The 16,579-nt window shown below is 46.8% G+C and carries 20 protein-coding genes; 9 read left to right on the plus strand and 11 right to left on the minus strand.

The window, feature by feature from the left end; genetic code table 11:
- Positions 1-721 precede the first annotated feature (721 nt).
- The 3 genes from arcB (at position 722) to mtgA (ending at position 4,658) form a co-directional block, all read left to right on the plus strand.
- Entirely contained in the window at positions 722-3,061 is a 2,340-nt protein-coding gene (gene arcB, locus JK154_RS14550) for an aerobic respiration two-component sensor histidine kinase ArcB (protein ID WP_211993281.1), read from the plus strand.
- Between the two features lie 218 nt (positions 3,062-3,279).
- A complete protein-coding gene (gene elbB, locus JK154_RS14555; protein WP_211993282.1) occupies positions 3,280-3,933 on the plus strand; it encodes an isoprenoid biosynthesis glyoxalase ElbB in 654 nt (217 codons plus the stop codon).
- Positions 3,930-4,658, plus strand: a complete 729-nt coding sequence (gene mtgA, locus JK154_RS14560; protein ID WP_211993283.1) for a monofunctional biosynthetic peptidoglycan transglycosylase — start codon at positions 3,930-3,932, stop codon at positions 4,656-4,658. Before elbB ends, mtgA begins: the two co-directional genes overlap by 4 nt.
- An 18-nt stretch (positions 4,659-4,676) precedes the next feature.
- Here the strand turns inward: mtgA and npr are convergent, their stop codons facing one another.
- From npr to JK154_RS14615, 11 genes are all read right to left on the minus strand, one after another.
- The gene (gene npr, locus JK154_RS14565; protein ID WP_211993284.1) at positions 4,677-4,949 is read right to left on the minus strand and encodes a PTS phosphocarrier protein NPr; all 273 of its coding nucleotides are present in this window, start codon (positions 4,947-4,949) and stop codon (positions 4,677-4,679) included.
- Positions 4,946-5,800 (minus strand): RNase adapter RapZ, encoded by an 855-nt coding sequence (rapZ, locus tag JK154_RS14570; protein ID WP_211993285.1) that lies wholly within the window; start codon positions 5,798-5,800, stop codon positions 4,946-4,948. Before rapZ ends, npr begins: the two co-directional genes overlap by 4 nt.
- A gap of 42 nt (positions 5,801-5,842) precedes the next feature.
- The gene (ptsN, locus tag JK154_RS14575) at positions 5,843-6,343 is read right to left on the minus strand and encodes a PTS IIA-like nitrogen regulatory protein PtsN (protein WP_211993286.1); all 501 of its coding nucleotides are present in this window, start codon (positions 6,341-6,343) and stop codon (positions 5,843-5,845) included.
- 79 nt (positions 6,344-6,422) lie between these two features.
- Entirely contained in the window at positions 6,423-6,710 is a 288-nt protein-coding gene (hpf, locus tag JK154_RS14580) for a ribosome hibernation promoting factor (protein ID WP_211993287.1), read from the minus strand.
- A gap of 22 nt (positions 6,711-6,732) precedes the next feature.
- The gene (gene rpoN, locus JK154_RS14585; protein ID WP_211993288.1) at positions 6,733-8,169 is read right to left on the minus strand and encodes an RNA polymerase factor sigma-54; all 1,437 of its coding nucleotides are present in this window, start codon (positions 8,167-8,169) and stop codon (positions 6,733-6,735) included.
- Positions 8,170-8,463: 294 nt separating this feature from the next.
- Positions 8,464-9,189: an LPS export ABC transporter ATP-binding protein gene (gene lptB, locus JK154_RS14590; protein ID WP_211993289.1), complete on the minus strand. Its 726-nt coding sequence runs from the start codon at positions 9,187-9,189 to the stop codon at positions 8,464-8,466.
- A 6-nt stretch (positions 9,190-9,195) separates the two neighbouring features.
- Positions 9,196-9,747: a lipopolysaccharide ABC transporter substrate-binding protein LptA gene (lptA, locus tag JK154_RS14595; RefSeq protein WP_211993290.1), complete on the minus strand. Its 552-nt coding sequence runs from the start codon at positions 9,745-9,747 to the stop codon at positions 9,196-9,198.
- Positions 9,716-10,291, minus strand: a complete 576-nt coding sequence (gene lptC / locus JK154_RS14600; protein WP_211993291.1) for an LPS export ABC transporter periplasmic protein LptC — start codon at positions 10,289-10,291, stop codon at positions 9,716-9,718. Before lptC ends, lptA begins: the two co-directional genes overlap by 32 nt.
- Positions 10,288-10,854 (minus strand): 3-deoxy-manno-octulosonate-8-phosphatase KdsC, encoded by a 567-nt coding sequence (gene kdsC, locus JK154_RS14605; protein ID WP_211993292.1) that lies wholly within the window; start codon positions 10,852-10,854, stop codon positions 10,288-10,290. The genes lptC and kdsC overlap by 4 nt, the downstream gene beginning before the upstream one ends.
- A 16-nt stretch (positions 10,855-10,870) precedes the next feature.
- Positions 10,871-11,857, minus strand: a complete 987-nt coding sequence (kdsD, locus tag JK154_RS14610; RefSeq protein WP_211993293.1) for an arabinose-5-phosphate isomerase KdsD — start codon at positions 11,855-11,857, stop codon at positions 10,871-10,873.
- A 16-nt stretch (positions 11,858-11,873) separates the two neighbouring features.
- Positions 11,874-12,851, minus strand: a complete 978-nt coding sequence (locus tag JK154_RS14615; protein WP_211993294.1) for a calcium/sodium antiporter — start codon at positions 12,849-12,851, stop codon at positions 11,874-11,876.
- 226 nt (positions 12,852-13,077) lie between these two features.
- Here JK154_RS14615 and mlaF point away from each other — a divergent pair, with 226 nt between their 5' ends.
- The 6 genes from mlaF (at position 13,078) to ibaG (ending at position 16,570) form a co-directional block, all read left to right on the plus strand.
- On the plus strand, positions 13,078-13,893 hold the full coding sequence (mlaF, locus tag JK154_RS14620; RefSeq protein ID WP_211993295.1) for a phospholipid ABC transporter ATP-binding protein MlaF: 816 nt from the start codon (positions 13,078-13,080) through the stop codon (positions 13,891-13,893).
- A 7-nt stretch (positions 13,894-13,900) separates the two neighbouring features.
- Positions 13,901-14,683, plus strand: coding sequence for a lipid asymmetry maintenance ABC transporter permease subunit MlaE (gene mlaE / locus JK154_RS14625; RefSeq protein WP_211993296.1), 783 nt, complete (start codon positions 13,901-13,903; stop codon positions 14,681-14,683).
- Positions 14,684-14,687: 4 nt separating this feature from the next.
- Entirely contained in the window at positions 14,688-15,239 is a 552-nt protein-coding gene (gene mlaD, locus JK154_RS14630) for an outer membrane lipid asymmetry maintenance protein MlaD (protein ID WP_211993297.1), read from the plus strand.
- 17 nt (positions 15,240-15,256) lie between these two features.
- Positions 15,257-15,886, plus strand: a complete 630-nt coding sequence (mlaC, locus tag JK154_RS14635) for a phospholipid-binding protein MlaC (RefSeq protein ID WP_211993298.1) — start codon at positions 15,257-15,259, stop codon at positions 15,884-15,886.
- Positions 15,886-16,188, plus strand: a complete 303-nt coding sequence (gene mlaB, locus JK154_RS14640; RefSeq protein WP_211993299.1) for a lipid asymmetry maintenance protein MlaB — start codon at positions 15,886-15,888, stop codon at positions 16,186-16,188. Before mlaC ends, mlaB begins: the two co-directional genes overlap by 1 nt.
- Before the next feature lie 127 nt (positions 16,189-16,315).
- The gene (gene ibaG, locus JK154_RS14645) at positions 16,316-16,570 is read left to right on the plus strand and encodes a BolA family iron metabolism protein IbaG (protein WP_211993300.1); all 255 of its coding nucleotides are present in this window, start codon (positions 16,316-16,318) and stop codon (positions 16,568-16,570) included.
- Positions 16,571-16,579 lie beyond the last annotated feature (9 nt).

The following is a 16,579-nucleotide window of genomic DNA, read 5'->3' on the forward strand; positions in this document are numbered from 1 at the left end:
TTTAGCAAGGGGTAAACTTGCTTCAGAGGGAATCTCAATTACTGCATAAAGATGATGAGTGGATGACTCATCCAGAAAGCTTCCAGCGGATAATCACGTTATCGGGAAAGCGCATACACGTCAAATGGCATGTCTTTGTTAGGTGAATGACCAGTTTTCTTTTAATGCAATGAAAGTAAATGATTTTTTGTTTTTTTTAACGTGTGTTGGGTTAGGTTAACACATAGGATAATGTGATCAGGCTCACTGTGTACGGCCGGGTTTATCTAATTATTACGCTGAGATATTTGTTTTTTTCGATATAAAAGACTGCTGACGATATTAATTGTGAATTAATTGGCTGTTTTTTAGGGTTTTATAATATTTTAACCAGTTAAAAGTTCAGATATAAGAAAAAGTTATTACGCCTGGTGTGGTTAAAAATGCGAATTATTTGCATTTATATGCGAGGAGGGTAAAGCTCCGCCACGACGCTTGATCTACGTCATCGTCAAAGGTCATGCAGAAATGGAAAATGGGCCTCATTTATCAGAGGCGGTCTATCAGGTTATTCTCTTCAATAAATTAGTCAATAAATTTATTAGCTAATCTATATATCTGTTAAATGAGGTTAGATATTGCAGGCTCAGAATGTGAGGGGTAAACGCGAATATGGGTTTAAGCCTGAGCCATCGTAAATTTTGCGGTATATTTAATGTCTCTATGGTGAAGGAAAACTTCCATGAAACAACTCAGAAGATTAGCGCAGTATTACGTTGATTTAATGGTAAAGCTCGGGCTGGTTCGCTTCTCCTTGCTGTTAGCCTCAGCTTTAGTCCTGACGGCAATGGTGGTACAGATGGCGGTGACGCTGGTGCTGCGCGGGCAGGTTGAAAGTATTGATGTCGTACGCTCTATTTTCTTTGGTTTGTTGATAACACCATGGGCTGTTTACTTCTTATCTGTGGTGGTTGAGCAACTTGAGGAGTCCAGGCAGCGGTTATCGAATATGGTCGATAAGCTAGAAGAGATGCGCAAGCGAGACTTAAACCTTAATGTGCAACTCAAAGACAATATTAACCAGCTCAACCTGGAAATTGCCGAACGTGTTAAGGCAGAGCAAGAACGCCAGAGCATGCTGGAACAGCTCAAGATCGAAATGGAAGAGCGTGAAGTCACGCAAATCAGACTGGAGCAGCAATCTTCTTTTTTACGATCTTTTCTTGATGCATCCCCTGATTTAGTTTTTTATCGTAATGAAAATAAAGAATTTTCTGGCTGTAACCGGGCAATGGAGTTGCTGACGGGTAAAAGTGAGAAGCAACTGGTGCAACTTAAGCCTGAGGATGTTTACTCCCAGGATGCCGCGCTAAAAGTGAATGAGACGGACGAGAAAGTCTTCCATCACAATGTTTCTCTGACCTATGAACAGTGGCTTGAGTACCCTGATGGGCGTAAAGCCTGCTTTGAAATTCGTAAAGTACCCTATTATGACCGTGTGGGAAAACGCCATGGCCTGATGGGATTCGGGCGTGATATTACTGAGCGTAAACGCTATCAGGATGCACTGGAACGAGCCAGTCGGGATAAAACGACCTTTATTTCGACTATCAGTCATGAATTGCGTACCCCACTGAATGGGATCGTCGGCCTGAGCCGCATTTTGCTGGATACGGAACTGACAACCGAGCAGACCAACTATTTAAAAACTATCCATGTTTCTGCTATTACGCTGGGTAATATTTTTAACGATATTATCGATATGGATAAGCTTGAACGGCATAAAGTGCAGCTGGACAATCAACCGATAGACTTCACCAGCTTTCTTGCGGAACTTGAGAACCTGTCTGGCCTTCAAGCCCAGCAAAAGGGACTCACGTTTGTTATGGAACCAACACCACCAATACCCTACAAAGTTATTACCGATGGTACGCGTTTGCGTCAAATCCTCTGGAATCTGATCAGTAATGCTGTGAAATTTACCCCGAAAGGTGGGCTGGTCACGGTGAGGGTTCACTATGAGTCAGAGCAGTGCCTCTGCTTTGAGGTCCAGGATTCTGGGATCGGTATTCCTGAGGAAGAGCAGGATAAAATTTTTGCCATGTATTATCAGGTCAAAGACAGTCATGGCGGGAAACCCGCTACAGGCACAGGGATTGGGCTTGCAGTATCGCGGCGGCTGGCAAGAAGTATGGGCGGCGATATTCAGGTGAAAAGCCTGCCTGGTGAAGGCTCGATATTTACGCTTAAAGTTCAGGCCCCGAGTGTGGCTGAAGAAGTGGAAGACACCCTGGATGATGATATGCCGCTACCCGCGTTGCATGTATTACTGGTAGAAGATATTGAACTAAATGTCGTGGTGGCGCGTTCGGTGTTAGAAAAACTGGGTAATAGTGTTGATATTGCCATGACCGGGAAAGAAGCTCTGGAAATGTTCTCTCCAGATGAGTATGACCTGGTCTTGCTGGATATTCAGTTGCCGGATATGACCGGTATGGATATCTCACGCGCTCTTAATCAGCGCTTTAAGAAAGAGTCGCTACCGCCATTGGTTGCACTCACCGCGAATGTTCTGAAAGATAAAAGAGAATATTTGGATGCGGGGATGGATGATGTTCTCAGTAAGCCACTGGCAGTTCCGGCATTGATGTCCATTATCAGGAAGTATTGGGACTCTTCGGACAGGGAAGACTCGCCTGTACTGATGAAAGTAGAAACAGAACAACAGCATGCACTACTCGATATTCCGATGCTGGAGCAATACCTTGAGTTAGTCGGTCCGAAGATCATCACCGACGGGGCTGCGATATTTGAAAAAATGATGCCGGGTTATCTGGATGTTCTCGATTCCAATATGACCGCCAGAGATAATAAAGGTGTGGTTGAAGAGGGGCATAAAATCAAAGGTGCAGCGGGATCGGTGGGACTGCGCCATCTGCAACAATTAGCACAACAGATTCAGTCACCGGATCTGCCAGCCTGGTCAGATAATGTTGGTGAATGGATAGAACAGCTCAGACATGAGTGGCAGCATGATGTAAATGTGCTACGAGCCTGGGTGTTTGCAGCCACGAAAAAATGACCCCGGCCTAGACCAGGGTGCGCGAATAGAGCGCCAACACCAGGGAAAACAACATGGTAGTTTATTCTGTGGCTGTAATGATGGGGTACAGCGGAAAATAACCCTTGTATCTCACCGTGTAATGATAGCAAAAATCAGGCGTATTGTTACGCATAGTTATGAATTATGTTACTTATTGTAAATAAAATATTAAAGTAAGCAGAGACGGGAAAGAACAGATGAAGAAAATCGGCGTAGTGTTGAGCGGTTGTGGTGTTTATGATGGCAGTGAAATTCATGAAGCGGTATTAACACTGCTGGCACTCGCTCATTCAGGTGCAGAGGCCGTTTGCTTTGCGCCAGATAAACCTCAGTCTGATGTTATTAATCATCTGAATGGTGAAACCGTTGAACAACAGCGCTCAGTATTGCAGGAGTCTGCGCGAATTACTCGAGGCGTAATTAAACCCTTACATGAAGCCAGCGCCGAGACACTGGATGGTTTGATCGTGCCGGGAGGTTTTGGCGCGGCTAAAAATCTCAGTACCTTTGCAAGCCAGGGCATTGACTGTACCGTGGACGATGACTTTTCCCGTTTAGTTCGTGATATGCATGCTCAGGGCAAACCATTGGGTTTTATGTGCATTGCACCGGTGATGTTGCCTAAAATTTTTGATGTGTCACTGCGTATCACCATTGGTACCGATCTGGATACCGCCGACTTGCTGGAAGAGATGGGAGCAGAGCATATTCCTTGCCCGGTTGATGACATTGTGGTTGATGAAGAACAAAAAGTGGTCACAACGCCGGCTTACATGCTGGCCACACGCATTGATGAAGCTGCATTGGGTATTAATAAGCTGGTCTCGCGAGTACTGGAATTAGCCGAATGACAAAGCGGCGCTTTACTCTGTTTGGGAGGTTAAAGCGCCTGTTCTGGCGTGGGATAGTGGCCATATGTGCGGTGTGGTTGTCTGGCATTGTTTTGTTTAGCCTGGTGCCTGTTCCCTTCTCCGCAGTGATGGTTGAACGACAGGTGAGTGCCTGGTTAGACGGTGATTTCAGCTATCGCGCCCATTCAGACTGGGTCAGTATGGATAACATCAGTCCATGGATGGGGTTGGCGGTGATTGCTGCCGAAGATCAAAAATTCCCTGACCACTGGGGGATTGACTTTGGTGCGATAAAAAAAGCGCTGGCTCATAATGAACGGAATGAAACGCATTTGCGGGGGGCTTCGACCATCTCGCAACAGACGGTAAAAAATCTATTGTTATGGGACGGGCGTAGTTGGGTCCGTAAAGTTCTTGAAGCGGGTTTAACATTGGTAACAGAAGCGGTCTGGAGTAAGCAGCGTATTTTGACCGTGTATTTGAATATCGCTGAATTTGGTGAAGGTATTTTTGGTGTCGAGGCGGCGGCACGACATTACTTCAACAAGTCTGCCCACCAGCTTACACCTGCCGAAGCGGCACTGTTAGCTGCTGTCTTGCCAAACCCGATACGCTTTAAGGCCAATGCTCCCTCTGGGTATATTCTCCAGCGCCAGCAGTGGATACTGCGGCAAATGCGTCAGCTGGGTGGGACATCATTTATGAGGCTGCATAATCTGGATTAAAATAATGATGAAGACTGACTAGTCTTCATCAAATCCGGCATTAAATAACGCTATCACGGCAGCCAGGGCTTGTTCTTCCTGTGGCCCACTGGCTTCAACTTCAAGCTGTCCCCCCTGAGAAGAGTCCAGCATGAGTAAAGCAATGACGCTACTGGCCTCGGCTTCCGTTCCCGCTTCATTACGGAGTAGAACTTCGGCATCGAAACTTTGTACCAGCTCGAATAGCTTCATGGCTGGACGGGCGTGCATGCCCAGTTTATTGGTTATCTTTACGGTCTGTCTGACACTCATGTTTTACGTTTTTCCAGAGTTCTGTGGCGCGACTGAACATTTTTACCCCGTGAGCGAAAATAGTCAGCGAGCTGCTCTGCAATATACACCGAACGGTGTTTACCCCCAGTACAACCAATAGCGACCGTCAGATAACTACGGTTGTTAGTTTCCAGCATGGGTAACCACAATTCGAGATAACTGCGAGTCTGGTAAATAAAATTATGTACTTCAGTATGGCGATCCAGGAATGCAGCAACAGGCCGATCAAGGCCTGTCATTGGCCGTAGTTTAGGATCCCAATGGGGGTTTGGCAGGAAACGCACATCAAAAACGTAATCCGCATCAATAGGGATCCCGTGTTTGAAACCAAAAGATTCAAAGACCATCGTTAACTCGCGTTCGCGTTTTCCCAGTAAGCGAGTACGCAGCATTTCAGCCAGTTCATGCACTGACATTTCAGAGGTGTCAATGATCAGGTCAGCACGAGATTTTAGAGGTTCGAGTAAATTGCTCTCTTCATCAATAGCACTTTCAAGAGAGAGATTTTTGCTGGACAACGGGTGCAGGCGACGCGTATCGCTATAACGACGGATTAGCGTGTTACGGTCCGCGTCTAAAAAGAGTAATTGTGGGGTAAAGGCATCCGGCAGATTACTCATTGCCTGGTCAAAAATTTCTGGTGATTCAGGCATATTACGCACATCAATGCTGATGGCTGCGGAGACTTCCCGGCCTGTCAGGGTTTTTGCCAAGTCAGGGAGTAGTACTACCGGCAGGTTATCAACACAATAAAAGCCCATATCCTCCAGCGCACGCAGAGCAACTGATTTCCCCGATCCTGAAGTACCGCTAACGATCATCAGTACCATATGCTCACTCTCCAGATTTAACTGTCTGATATATCAAAGATGCTAATCACTACTGGTTTCGACCGAACTGGCTGCGTTTTCAGTGATGATATTATAAATATCGCTGTCACTATTCGCTAACCGTAAGCGGCGACAGATATTTTTATCCGCCAGACGCTTGGCCACCAGGGATAGAATATGAAGATGTGTTTTCGTCTGTTCGGCTGGTACCAGTAGGGCGAATAACAGGTCTACGGGTTGGTTATCTATCGAGTCAAAAACGATGGGCGTTTCTAACTGAATGAAGACACCAACGGCCTTGGCTGCATCCTCTTCGATTTTGCCATGAGGGATAGCAATACCATTGCCAATACCAGTACTTCCCATGCGTTCACGGGTAAGAATTGCCTCAAATACAATTTGAGAGGGTAAACCGAGTTGCTTCGCTGCCAGTTCGCTGATGATTTCCAGCGCACGTTTTTTACTCTGGCAATGGACACCACTACGGGTACATTCCTGGTTAAGGACCGAGCTCAATTGCAAAATAGGATCGTTATTTGTCATAAGTTCACCTAAGCATTCTTATGCGAACGGCCCGTTACCGAAAGCAACGGGCCGATGGAGCACAGAGATGCCTGGATTATCAATGTTGTTTTAGTTTATCTTTATGTTTAGTTAACTGACGGGCTAATTTGTCGATCAGGCCATCAATCGCGGCGTACATCTCCTGGCCTTCTGCACTTGCGTGCAATTCCCCACCATTTACATGCAGCGTAGCATCCGCTATATGAGCTACCTTTTCTACCTTCAACACAATATAAACCTGGTTAATTCTCTCGAAGTATTGTTCCAGTTTGGCAAATTTTGTGTTCAAAAAATCACGTAATGCATCTGTGATTTCAACGTTTTGGCCGGTAATGTTTAGCTGCATATTGTTTTCCTTATCAATGGAGTCACACCAATTTTTTACGTTGGTTTGACGGTGGTATGGATAAAGACTCTCGATACTTCGCAACGGTGCGGCGAGCAACCATAATACCTTGATCAGACAGCAATGATGTAAGTTTACTGTCACTTAGCGGTTTAGCCGGGTTTTCTGCGGCAACCAGTTTCTTAACTAATGCCCTGATCGCTGTAGAAGACGCTTCGCCGCCCCCTTCTGTATTGACGTGGCTGGAGAAGAAATACTTAAGTTCAAAAATACCCCTGGGACTATGAAGGTATTTTTGAGTGGTGACACGAGAGATTGTCGACTCATGCATTTCAACAGCTTGAGCAATATCAGCCAATACCATTGGCTTCATGTACTCAGCGCCATATTCAAAAAACTCTTGCTGCTGCTCGACAATACAGCGACTGACACGCAGCAAGGTATCATTTCTACTTTCAAGGCTTTTTATCAGCCATCTCGCATCCTGTAAATGGCTGCGAATAAATTGTGAGTCACTATCGCTCCGGGCACTACTATTGCCCATGGCGGCATAGTGCTGGTTTATTTTCAGGCGAGGGATGCTCTCCGCATTGAGCTCTACCGTCCACTGTTGTTGGTGTTTGCGTACCAATACATCAGGGATAATATATTCAGGCTCGTCCATCTGCACTGATTGTCCGGGGCGCGGATCTAATGACTGAATTAATTCGATAGCACTTTTTAAAACATCTTCTTTCAACCGGGTGACTCGCATCAGATTGCGAAAATCATGGTTTGCTAACAGATCTAAATGACTGCCAATGATTTGTTGTGCTTCTGCCAGGAAGGGCGTCTCTTTTGTATACTGGGATAGCTGAACGAGTAGGCAGTCACGTAAATCACGAGCGGCTACACCGATGGGATCAAAGCGTTGAATGCGTTTCAGAACGGCTTCAACCTCTTCCAGACCAATTTCATGGTTACCTAAACTATCCAAAATGTCAGACAGTGAAACGGTGAGGTAGCCCGTGTCATCAACGGCATCAACAATCGCGGTGGCAATGGCGGTATCAGTATCGGAAAATGGCGTCAGATCCACCTGCCACATCAGATAATCCTGAAGTGACTGGGTTGTCTCCCCCTGATAAACCGGCAAATGCTCGTCGATATAGTCAGTTCCGGTACCGGAAGGGGTGCCAGCAGTGTAGATCTCGTCCCAGCTAGCATCCAGTGGCAGCTCTTCAGGCATCTCTTTTTTTTCAAGCGCCTCTCGGGTATCCAGGCTATCCGTTTCCACGGTGTCCTGAATATCAATCTCTTCGAGCAGGTCTGTTTGCTCAAGCAAAGGGTTACTTTCCAGTGCTTGCTGAAGTTCTTGTTGCAGTTCCAGCGTCGACAGCTGTAAAAGACGAATGGCCTGTTGTAGCTGCGGCGTCATCGCAAGCTGTTGGCTAAGCCGTAATTGCAAACCTTGCTTCATAATCAGTGCGAATATCCTTAGCTATATGTACAGGTCATCGCCCAAGCTGCCAGAAGGACTGGCATATCCACGCTCATTAGTGACTGAAGTACAGTCAGCTTTTGGGTATGGCTGCGTTCCACCTTATGCAACTTGAACGATTTTGCGTATACCCTAAACCGTTCTGCTCACCTTCGGCGCGAAATGAAGAACGCCGGCGATAATAGACAGGTTATGTGACTCGACGAACTGAATACAAGCAACACGTTGGCAGCATGACGTATGACGGGTATACATGAGTCATGCCTTATTCGGTTAGAGCCTGAATTCCTCTCCCAGGTAGACACGTTTAACCTGCTCATTTTCAAGAATTTCTGCAGGTGTGCCATGGGCAATCATGTGCCCCTGACTGACAATATAGGCCCGTTCACATACCGCCAATGTTTCACGCACATTATGGTCGGTTATCAGTACCCCGAGCCCACTGTCACGAAGGTGTTCAATAATACGTTTGATATCAAGTACAGAGATCGGGTCAACACCAGCAAAAGGCTCATCCAGTAAAATGAACTTTGGATTAGCAGCCAGGGCTCGTGCAATTTCAACACGACGGCGTTCGCCCCCAGACAGAGACTGCCCAAGGCTGTCACGCAGGTGCTGAATATGGAACTCTTCCATTAATTCGTTAGCCCGATCGTCACGCTGCTCTGGTGTTAAATCTTCGCGAATCTGCAATACCGCCATCAGATTATCAAAGACACTCAGACGACGGAAAATAGACGCTTCCTGTGGCAAGTAGCCAATGCCGCGACGCGCTCGTGCATGAAGCGGCAGTAAGCTGATATCTTCATCGTCAATAATAATATTGCCGGCATCGCGCGGCACGATACCCACGACCATATAGAAGGTTGTGGTTTTACCCGCCCCGTTAGGGCCGAGCAGACCAACAATCTCCCCGGAATTAACGGTCAGGCTGACATCTTCGACGACCCGACGTTTTTTGTAGGCTTTCGCAAGATTTTTTGCAATTAAGGTTGCCATAACGAATTAGTTACTCTTTTGCTGCGTCGACGGCTGACCCGTTTTATCTTGTAACTGGGAAGGAACAAGTACGGTGGTGACGCGTTTGCCTTTATCACTGAATGCCTGCATTTTCTGCTCTTTCACCAGATAGGTTATCTTGTCTCCTTTGACATTGCTATCAAGTTGCTCAAGATAAGCATTACCAGTCAGGGTGACAAAATCCTTAGCGAGTTCATAGTGAAGCTTGGCGGCCTGACCTTTAACGGGTTTACCGTTATCCTGCATCTGATAGAAGGTTGCAGGATTACCATAAGCATCAATAACTTCCTGCCCCTGGACACCAGCCGGGCGAGTGACCACGACTTTATCAGCATTGATTTTAATGGTGCCTTGCGTGGCAATCACGTTACCTGTGAAGGTCACGACATTGCCGTCCATATCCAGTGACTGCTGATCAGACTCTATATGAATCGGCTTATTGGTATCCCCCGTCAGTGCCCATGCCGAAAACGAGGAGGCGAAAAGCGTACTCATCAGTACAAGGCTAAGGCTGAGTTTGTTGCGTCTGGATTTCATAAGAGGTTTTAACCTTTTCAATCAGCTTGGCGGTTTTATGGCGTAAATTACCACGCATTTTCATTCCGCTGGAGTTAAAGCTGGTTCCATAAAGAGTCACCATGTCATCTGAGGAGATGTCCTGGGTGATTAAATTAATGCTTGCGTTATCGGTGGTAATCTTGCGTAACTGTGAGTCGGGTGTTAACGCATTGACTTCCACATTTCCATAAAGATAAAGCATACGATCATTGGTTAATTTTGCACGATCGGCACGGATCTCCCAGGTGGCCACTTTATTTTCATCATATTGTGTCATGACCGGTTTAGTGAACCATGAGAGAGACTCTGGTGCAAAATGTTCAACATTTTCCGTCACCAGTCGATAGTTCAGAGCACCATTAAGGTTATACACACGGGTCAAGGCATGCTCAGTGGTATAGGTTGGCTCATTGTTATCGACAATAACGGGCCCATCATTCTCTCTGTCAGCGACATTCATGCCAATTAACACAATGGCAACTATCGCAAGAAAAATAATAACCCAGCACTTGGTTCTACTCATATGGATAGCCCTTTGGCCTCGTCAAGCAGACCCTGTGACATCAAAATCAGGTCACACACTTCTCTCACCGCACCCCTTCCGCCATTAATCTGCGTTACGTAGTCTGCCTTAGGTAGCAAAAGAGGATGTGCATCAGCAACCGCAATACTGAATCCGACCTGCTCCATTACGGGCCAGTCAATGAGATCATCACCAATATAAGCGACTTGACTGGGTGTTACTGCCAGCTCTGAGAGTAACTGATGATAGGCAATTAGTTTATCGGACTGCCCCTGGAAAAGACGTGTAATTCCTAACGTGTTGCAGCGATCTTCCAGTAATTTTGCTTTGCGCCCGGTAATGATAGCCACTTCAATACCTGATGTGAGGATACAGCGTATACCATAGCCATCACGTACATTGAATGCTTTTAGCTCTTCGCCACTATTTCCCATATAGATAAGGCCATCTGACATTACCCCATCCACATCCAGAATCAGCAGGCGTATCTCGGCAGCTCGAGCCATAACCTGTGCGCTCACTGGCCCATAACAAGTATTCAGTAGCGCATCATCGTAATTCATCAATACAAATCCTTTATTAGACTACGCCTGCGCGTAGCATGTCATGCATATGTATTACGCCCAACAGATGGTCGCCGTCAGCAACCATAACCGAAGTGATATGACGGGACTCCATCAGGTTTAACGCGTCTACCGCCAGTGTACCAGGACGAACACGAATACCACCAGGTGTCATTACATCTGCAATACGCAGTGTATTGAGGTCGGCTCCCATATCGAATACCCGACGTAAATCACCATCAGTAAAAATACCTTCTATTTTCATCAGGTCATCACAGATGACGGTCATTCCCATATTTTTTCTGGTGATCTCTAGCAGGGCATCACGCAACGAGGCTTGTTTACTGACATGAGGGATATCCTCACCTGCGTGCATAATATCATTAACTCGCAATAACAGTTTACGCCCCAGAGCGCCACCTGGATGGGAAAGCGCGAAATCCTCGGCAGTAAAGCCACGGGCTTTTAACAGTGCCACCGCCAGTGCGTCACCCATCACCAGTGTGGCGGTAGTGCTTGACGTCGGGGCCAGTCCCAGTGGGCAAGCTTCCTGGGGTACATGAATACACAAGTGGATATCCGCCGCACGTCCCATGGCGCTGTCAGGCCGACCCGTCATGCAAATCAGTGGAACTTTCAGGCGTTTTAATACTGGAATCAAGGCCAGAATCTCATTGGATTCACCTGAATTGGATATTGCGATTACAATATCCTGAGGAGTCACCATCCCCAAATCACCATGGCTGGCTTCACCGGGATGCACAAAAAAAGCGGGTGTTCCGGTGCTGGCAAACGTCGCTGCCATTTTTTTACCAATATGGCCAGACTTACCCATCCCCATGACGACGACTTTGCCGGTGCAATAAAAGATTTTGTTGCAAACCTTTGAAAAATCGTCATTAATGTATTGATCCAACTGGGCCAGACTTTCACGTTCAATCTTGAGGACTTCTTTTCCTGCCTGTTGAAAGTCAAAATCCGTTGCTAAGTTTATCTGCAGCATAATTTTCTTTTCCGTTCTAGCTGATGACAGGCGGCGCAAAAAACCACAGCACCATAACCCATAGGACATACCCACATATTAACAGAGCACCAATCTGCTTGCCGACCTGACGGGGTTTACGCCAGCACAGTATGGCAAACACAGCACTTACTGTTAACATTAGCCAGTAATCCCGGGCAAAGGCGAGTGGATCAAAACTACCAGGTGCCACAAGTGCGGGGATCCCGAGAACAAAGACAATATTAAACACATTGGAACCGATGATATTACCGATCGCGATATCATTTTCACCTTTACGTACACCCGCTATGGTTGTGGCGAGCTCGGGAAGGCTGGTGCCAATGGCGATAATGGTCAGGCCGACGACCAAATCACTGATACCGAAATAATTGGCAAGAACAGTAGCGTTATCAATGACCATCTGAGTTGCAATTGGCATGGTCACTAAGGCGACACCTAACCATAAGAAAGCCACAGACAAGTTACCCTCTTGTGGTAGTTCTGAGGCTTGCTCGCGAGTCAGGCTATCAATACCTTCGCGTTCAGCAATACGCCCTATTTTAATGATAAATGCCAGATATAACACGGCTATTGCCAGCAGTAAGATGCCTTTTATTTGACTGAGTTCACCATCAAATAGAAACAGGCCAGCCAGCAAGCTGACTAACAACATTAAAGGTAGTTCTCGACGTAAAATATCGGAATGAACGGTAAAAGGGTGCAATATTGCTGCAAGGCCAAGGATCAGCATGATATTCGTGATATTTGATCCGATCGCTGTGCCAACAGCAAGATCAAGTTGTCCATGTAGTGCGGCAGCACTGGCGATAATGATTTCAGGAAGGGATGTTCCTATGCTGACTACCGTCATACCGATAATCAAAGGGGGGACGCCTATGCTGCGGCACAGTATGGCTGCCGAAAAAACCAAGCGATCGGCACCATAAACTACCAAAAGTAAGCCGATAATCAGTAAAGCCATCGCTAACAGCATGACAAATCCTTTATAAGGTATAGTCGCCAACCATGGACCAAGGAGGCATCTGCAATGCTTACACTGATCAGCATCACCTATTATTCCCAATTTTGACTTTATGCGATAGAAAAGTAAAACAAATGCCTGCTTTCGCTAACCTTGGCAGGTAATATTCTGTAAAAATAGTGGGTAGTGATGTCCTTTTCAGGCCATGCTTACTTCTAGACTTTAAAAAGGAAAGGCAATGAATCAGGCCGAGGCGAATCTTGTAGAGGTCCACGGGGTTAGTTTTAACCGTGGCAACCGACAGATTTTTGATGACATATCGCTGACTGTGCCTCGTGGTAAAATTACTGCGATTATGGGACCGTCTGGAATTGGGAAAACCACTCTGTTGCGTCTTATTGGTGGGCAAATTGCGCCAGATAGTGGCCAAATATTGTTTGATGGTGAAAATATTCCCACCATGTCACGGGCGCGACTATTCGCTGTACGTAAACGTATGAGTATGTTGTTCCAGTCGGGGGCATTGTTTACCGACCTGAATGTGTTTGAAAACGTGGCTTATCCATTACGTGAACATTTAAGACTGCCAGAACCTTTACTGCACAGTACGGTGATGATGAAACTGGAAGCTGTTGGTTTGCGGGGTGCCGCCCAATTAATGCCTTCTGAGCTTTCTGGTGGGATGGCCCGTCGTGCAGCCCTTGCGCGCGCTATCGCGCTCGAGCCTGATTTGGTGATGTTTGACGAGCCCTTCGCTGGGCAAGATCCAATAACGATGGGCGTGCTGGTTAAACTCATCTCTGAATTAAACAGCGCATTGGGTATCACCTGCGTAGTGGTCTCTCATGATGTACCGGAAGTTCTGAGTATCGCCGATTACGCTTATATCGTTGTTGATCGGCATATTGTTGCTCAAGGAAGTCCGGCCGAACTGCGGAGTAATCACGATCCACGAGTACGGCAATTTCTCGATGGTATTGCTGACGGGCCCGTACCATTCCGTTATCCTGCCGGTGACTATCAACAAGACCTTTTATTTGGAACAGGGAGTTAAGCTGCTCATGTTGCTAAATGTACTGGCATCTCTTGGGCGGCGAGGCCTCAAAACCTGCGCTGCTTTTGGACGAGCTGGGTTAATGTTATTCAATGCGTTAATAGGAAAGCCCGAATTTCGTAAACATGCCCCGTTACTGATGCGCCAGCTCTATTTTGTTGGTGTGCAGTCGATGCTGATTATTGTCGTTTCGGGCCTGTTTATTGGAATGGTTCTGGGGTTACAAGGCTATTTGGTACTGACAACATATGGTGCTGAATCCAGCCTGGGAATGCTGGTGGCCCTTTCCTTGTTGCGTGAACTTGGGCCTGTGGTTGCGGCACTGTTATTTGCCGGACGAGCTGGCTCCGCACTCACCGCAGAAATAGGTTTGATGCGAGCCACCGAACAGCTGTCCAGTATGGAAATGATGGCTGTTGACCCATTACGGCGAGTGGTGTCACCGCGTTTTTGGGCCGGAATCATCTCCTTACCACTACTGACACTTATTTTTGTGGCCGTTGGTGTTTGGGGGGGGGAACTGGTTGGTGTTAGCTGGAAAGGTATTGATACTGGTTTCTTCTGGTCTGCGATGCAAGATGCCGTATCCTGGCGCACGGACGTCGTTTACTGTGTGATTAAGAGCATTGTTTTCGCCATTACGGTAACTTGGATTGCACTGTTTAACGGGTATGATGCGATCCCCACTTCCGAAGGCATTAGCCGGGCAACGACACGTACGGTAGTGCACGCTTCACTGGCCGTTTTAGGCCTTGATTTTGTGCTAACAGCACTGATGTTTGGGAATTGAGTTCATGCAATCAAAAAAATTGGAAGTTTGGGTAGGTTTTTTCTTACTGGTGGCGCTGGCAGCGGTGATTTTTCTGTGTCTGAAAGTTGCCAATATCACCTCATTACGTAGTGAACCGACTTATAAGATATATGCAACATTTGACAACGTTGGTGGGTTAAAAGTGAGTTCGCCAGTACGGCTCGGTGGTGTGGTGATCGGTCGTGTGGATAGTATCCAGCTCGATCCCAAAACTTACCTGCCGCGTGTGACGCTGGATATTGAAAAACGCTACAACCAGATACCGGATACCAGTTCTCTGTCTATCCGTACCTCAGGTTTGTTGGGTGAGCAGTTCCTCGCATTAAATCTGGGCTTTGATGATCCAGAATTGGGTTCCAGCATTCTGAAAGATGGAGGAACCATTCAGGATACCAAATCGGCATTAGTTCTCGAAGACCTCATTGGACAGTTCTTGTATAAAAGCGGTAATGGTGGGAATGAATCTACTGGCCCGGACAGCAATGTGACTCCAGAGCACCATGACGTTGCCCCCCATGGGAATGCGGCGAATTAACTAAAGAGGAAAGTATTATGTTTAAGCGTCTCATAATGATTGCCATGCTGGCATTCACACCACTGGCTATGGCAGCGGACCAGACGAATCCTTATACGCTGATGAATGAAGCAGCGCAGAAAACGTTTGATCGTTTGAAAGTGGAACAACCTAAAATTCGTCAGGATCCTGATTACTTGCGCCAAATCGTCGCAGAAGAATTACTGCCTTATGTGCAAATCAAATATGCAGGTGCTTTGGTGTTAGGCCGTTATTACAAAGATGCCACCCCTGCCCAGCGTGAAGCTTACTTCAAGGCCTTTGGTGAGTACCTGAAGCAGGCTTATGGGCAGGCCCTGGCGCTTTATAATGGTCAGAGCTACCAGATAGCACCTGAGCAACCGCTAGGAAATGCCGACATTGTCGCTATTCGTGTCACGATTACTGACCCTAATGGCCGGCCTCCTATTCGCCTTGATTTCCAGTGGCGTAAAAACAGCCAGACTGGCAACTGGCAGGCGTATGACATGATCGCGGAAGGGGTTAGTATGATTACCACCAAACAAAGTGAGTGGAGCGATTTACTACGTACCAAGGGCATCGATGGTTTGACAGCCCAGTTGCAGGCTATTTCTCGCCAGCCTATAACCCTGGATGACAAAAAATAATGGCCGCGAGTTTAAGCTGGCAGCGCAATGCCCAGGTGTTAAGCCTGTCTGGTGAACTGAATAGCGAAAACCTGTCACCATTGTGGGAACAGCGCAAAGAAGTGGTTATGGGGGTCACGACATTTGACCTCAGTGCGTTAACCCGTGTGGATACGGCGGGCCTGGCGCTCTTGATTCACCTGGTCGCCGAGGCAAAAAAGCAGGGAAATGAGGTTGAGCTGTATCAGATTAGTGAGAATTTGCAGACGCTGGTACAGCTTTACAATTTACCTGAAAGCCTGATCCCACGCCGTACCGCGTAGTATTTTCATCACTTTATTATTAAAGTCCTTGAATACTTTTGTTCAAGGGCTTTTTTTGCTTATTTATGCCCGTCTCACTTTCCTCTAAGATGAGAACCCTTTTTCACTAATCGACGAATATATAGCCATGGAAAATCATGAAATCCAGGCCGTGCTGATGGATGCACTGCCCCTCGAAGAAGTTCACGTTTCTGGTGACGGTAGTCACTTCCAGGTGATAGCGGTGGGTGAGTTATTCGCCGAGTTAAGTCGCGTAAAAAAACAACAAGCAGTTTATGCCCCGTTAATGCCTTTCATTGCTGATAATCGTATGCATGCGGTTTCAATAAAGACTTATACTCCAGCAGAATGGGCTCGTGATCGTAAGCTCAGTGGTTTTTAATCCGTCAGC

Origin of the sequence: Citrobacter sp. JGM124, from assembly GCF_018257795.1 — a bacterium.
In the GTDB taxonomy this organism is placed as follows: domain Bacteria; phylum Pseudomonadota; class Gammaproteobacteria; order Enterobacterales; family Enterobacteriaceae; genus JGM124.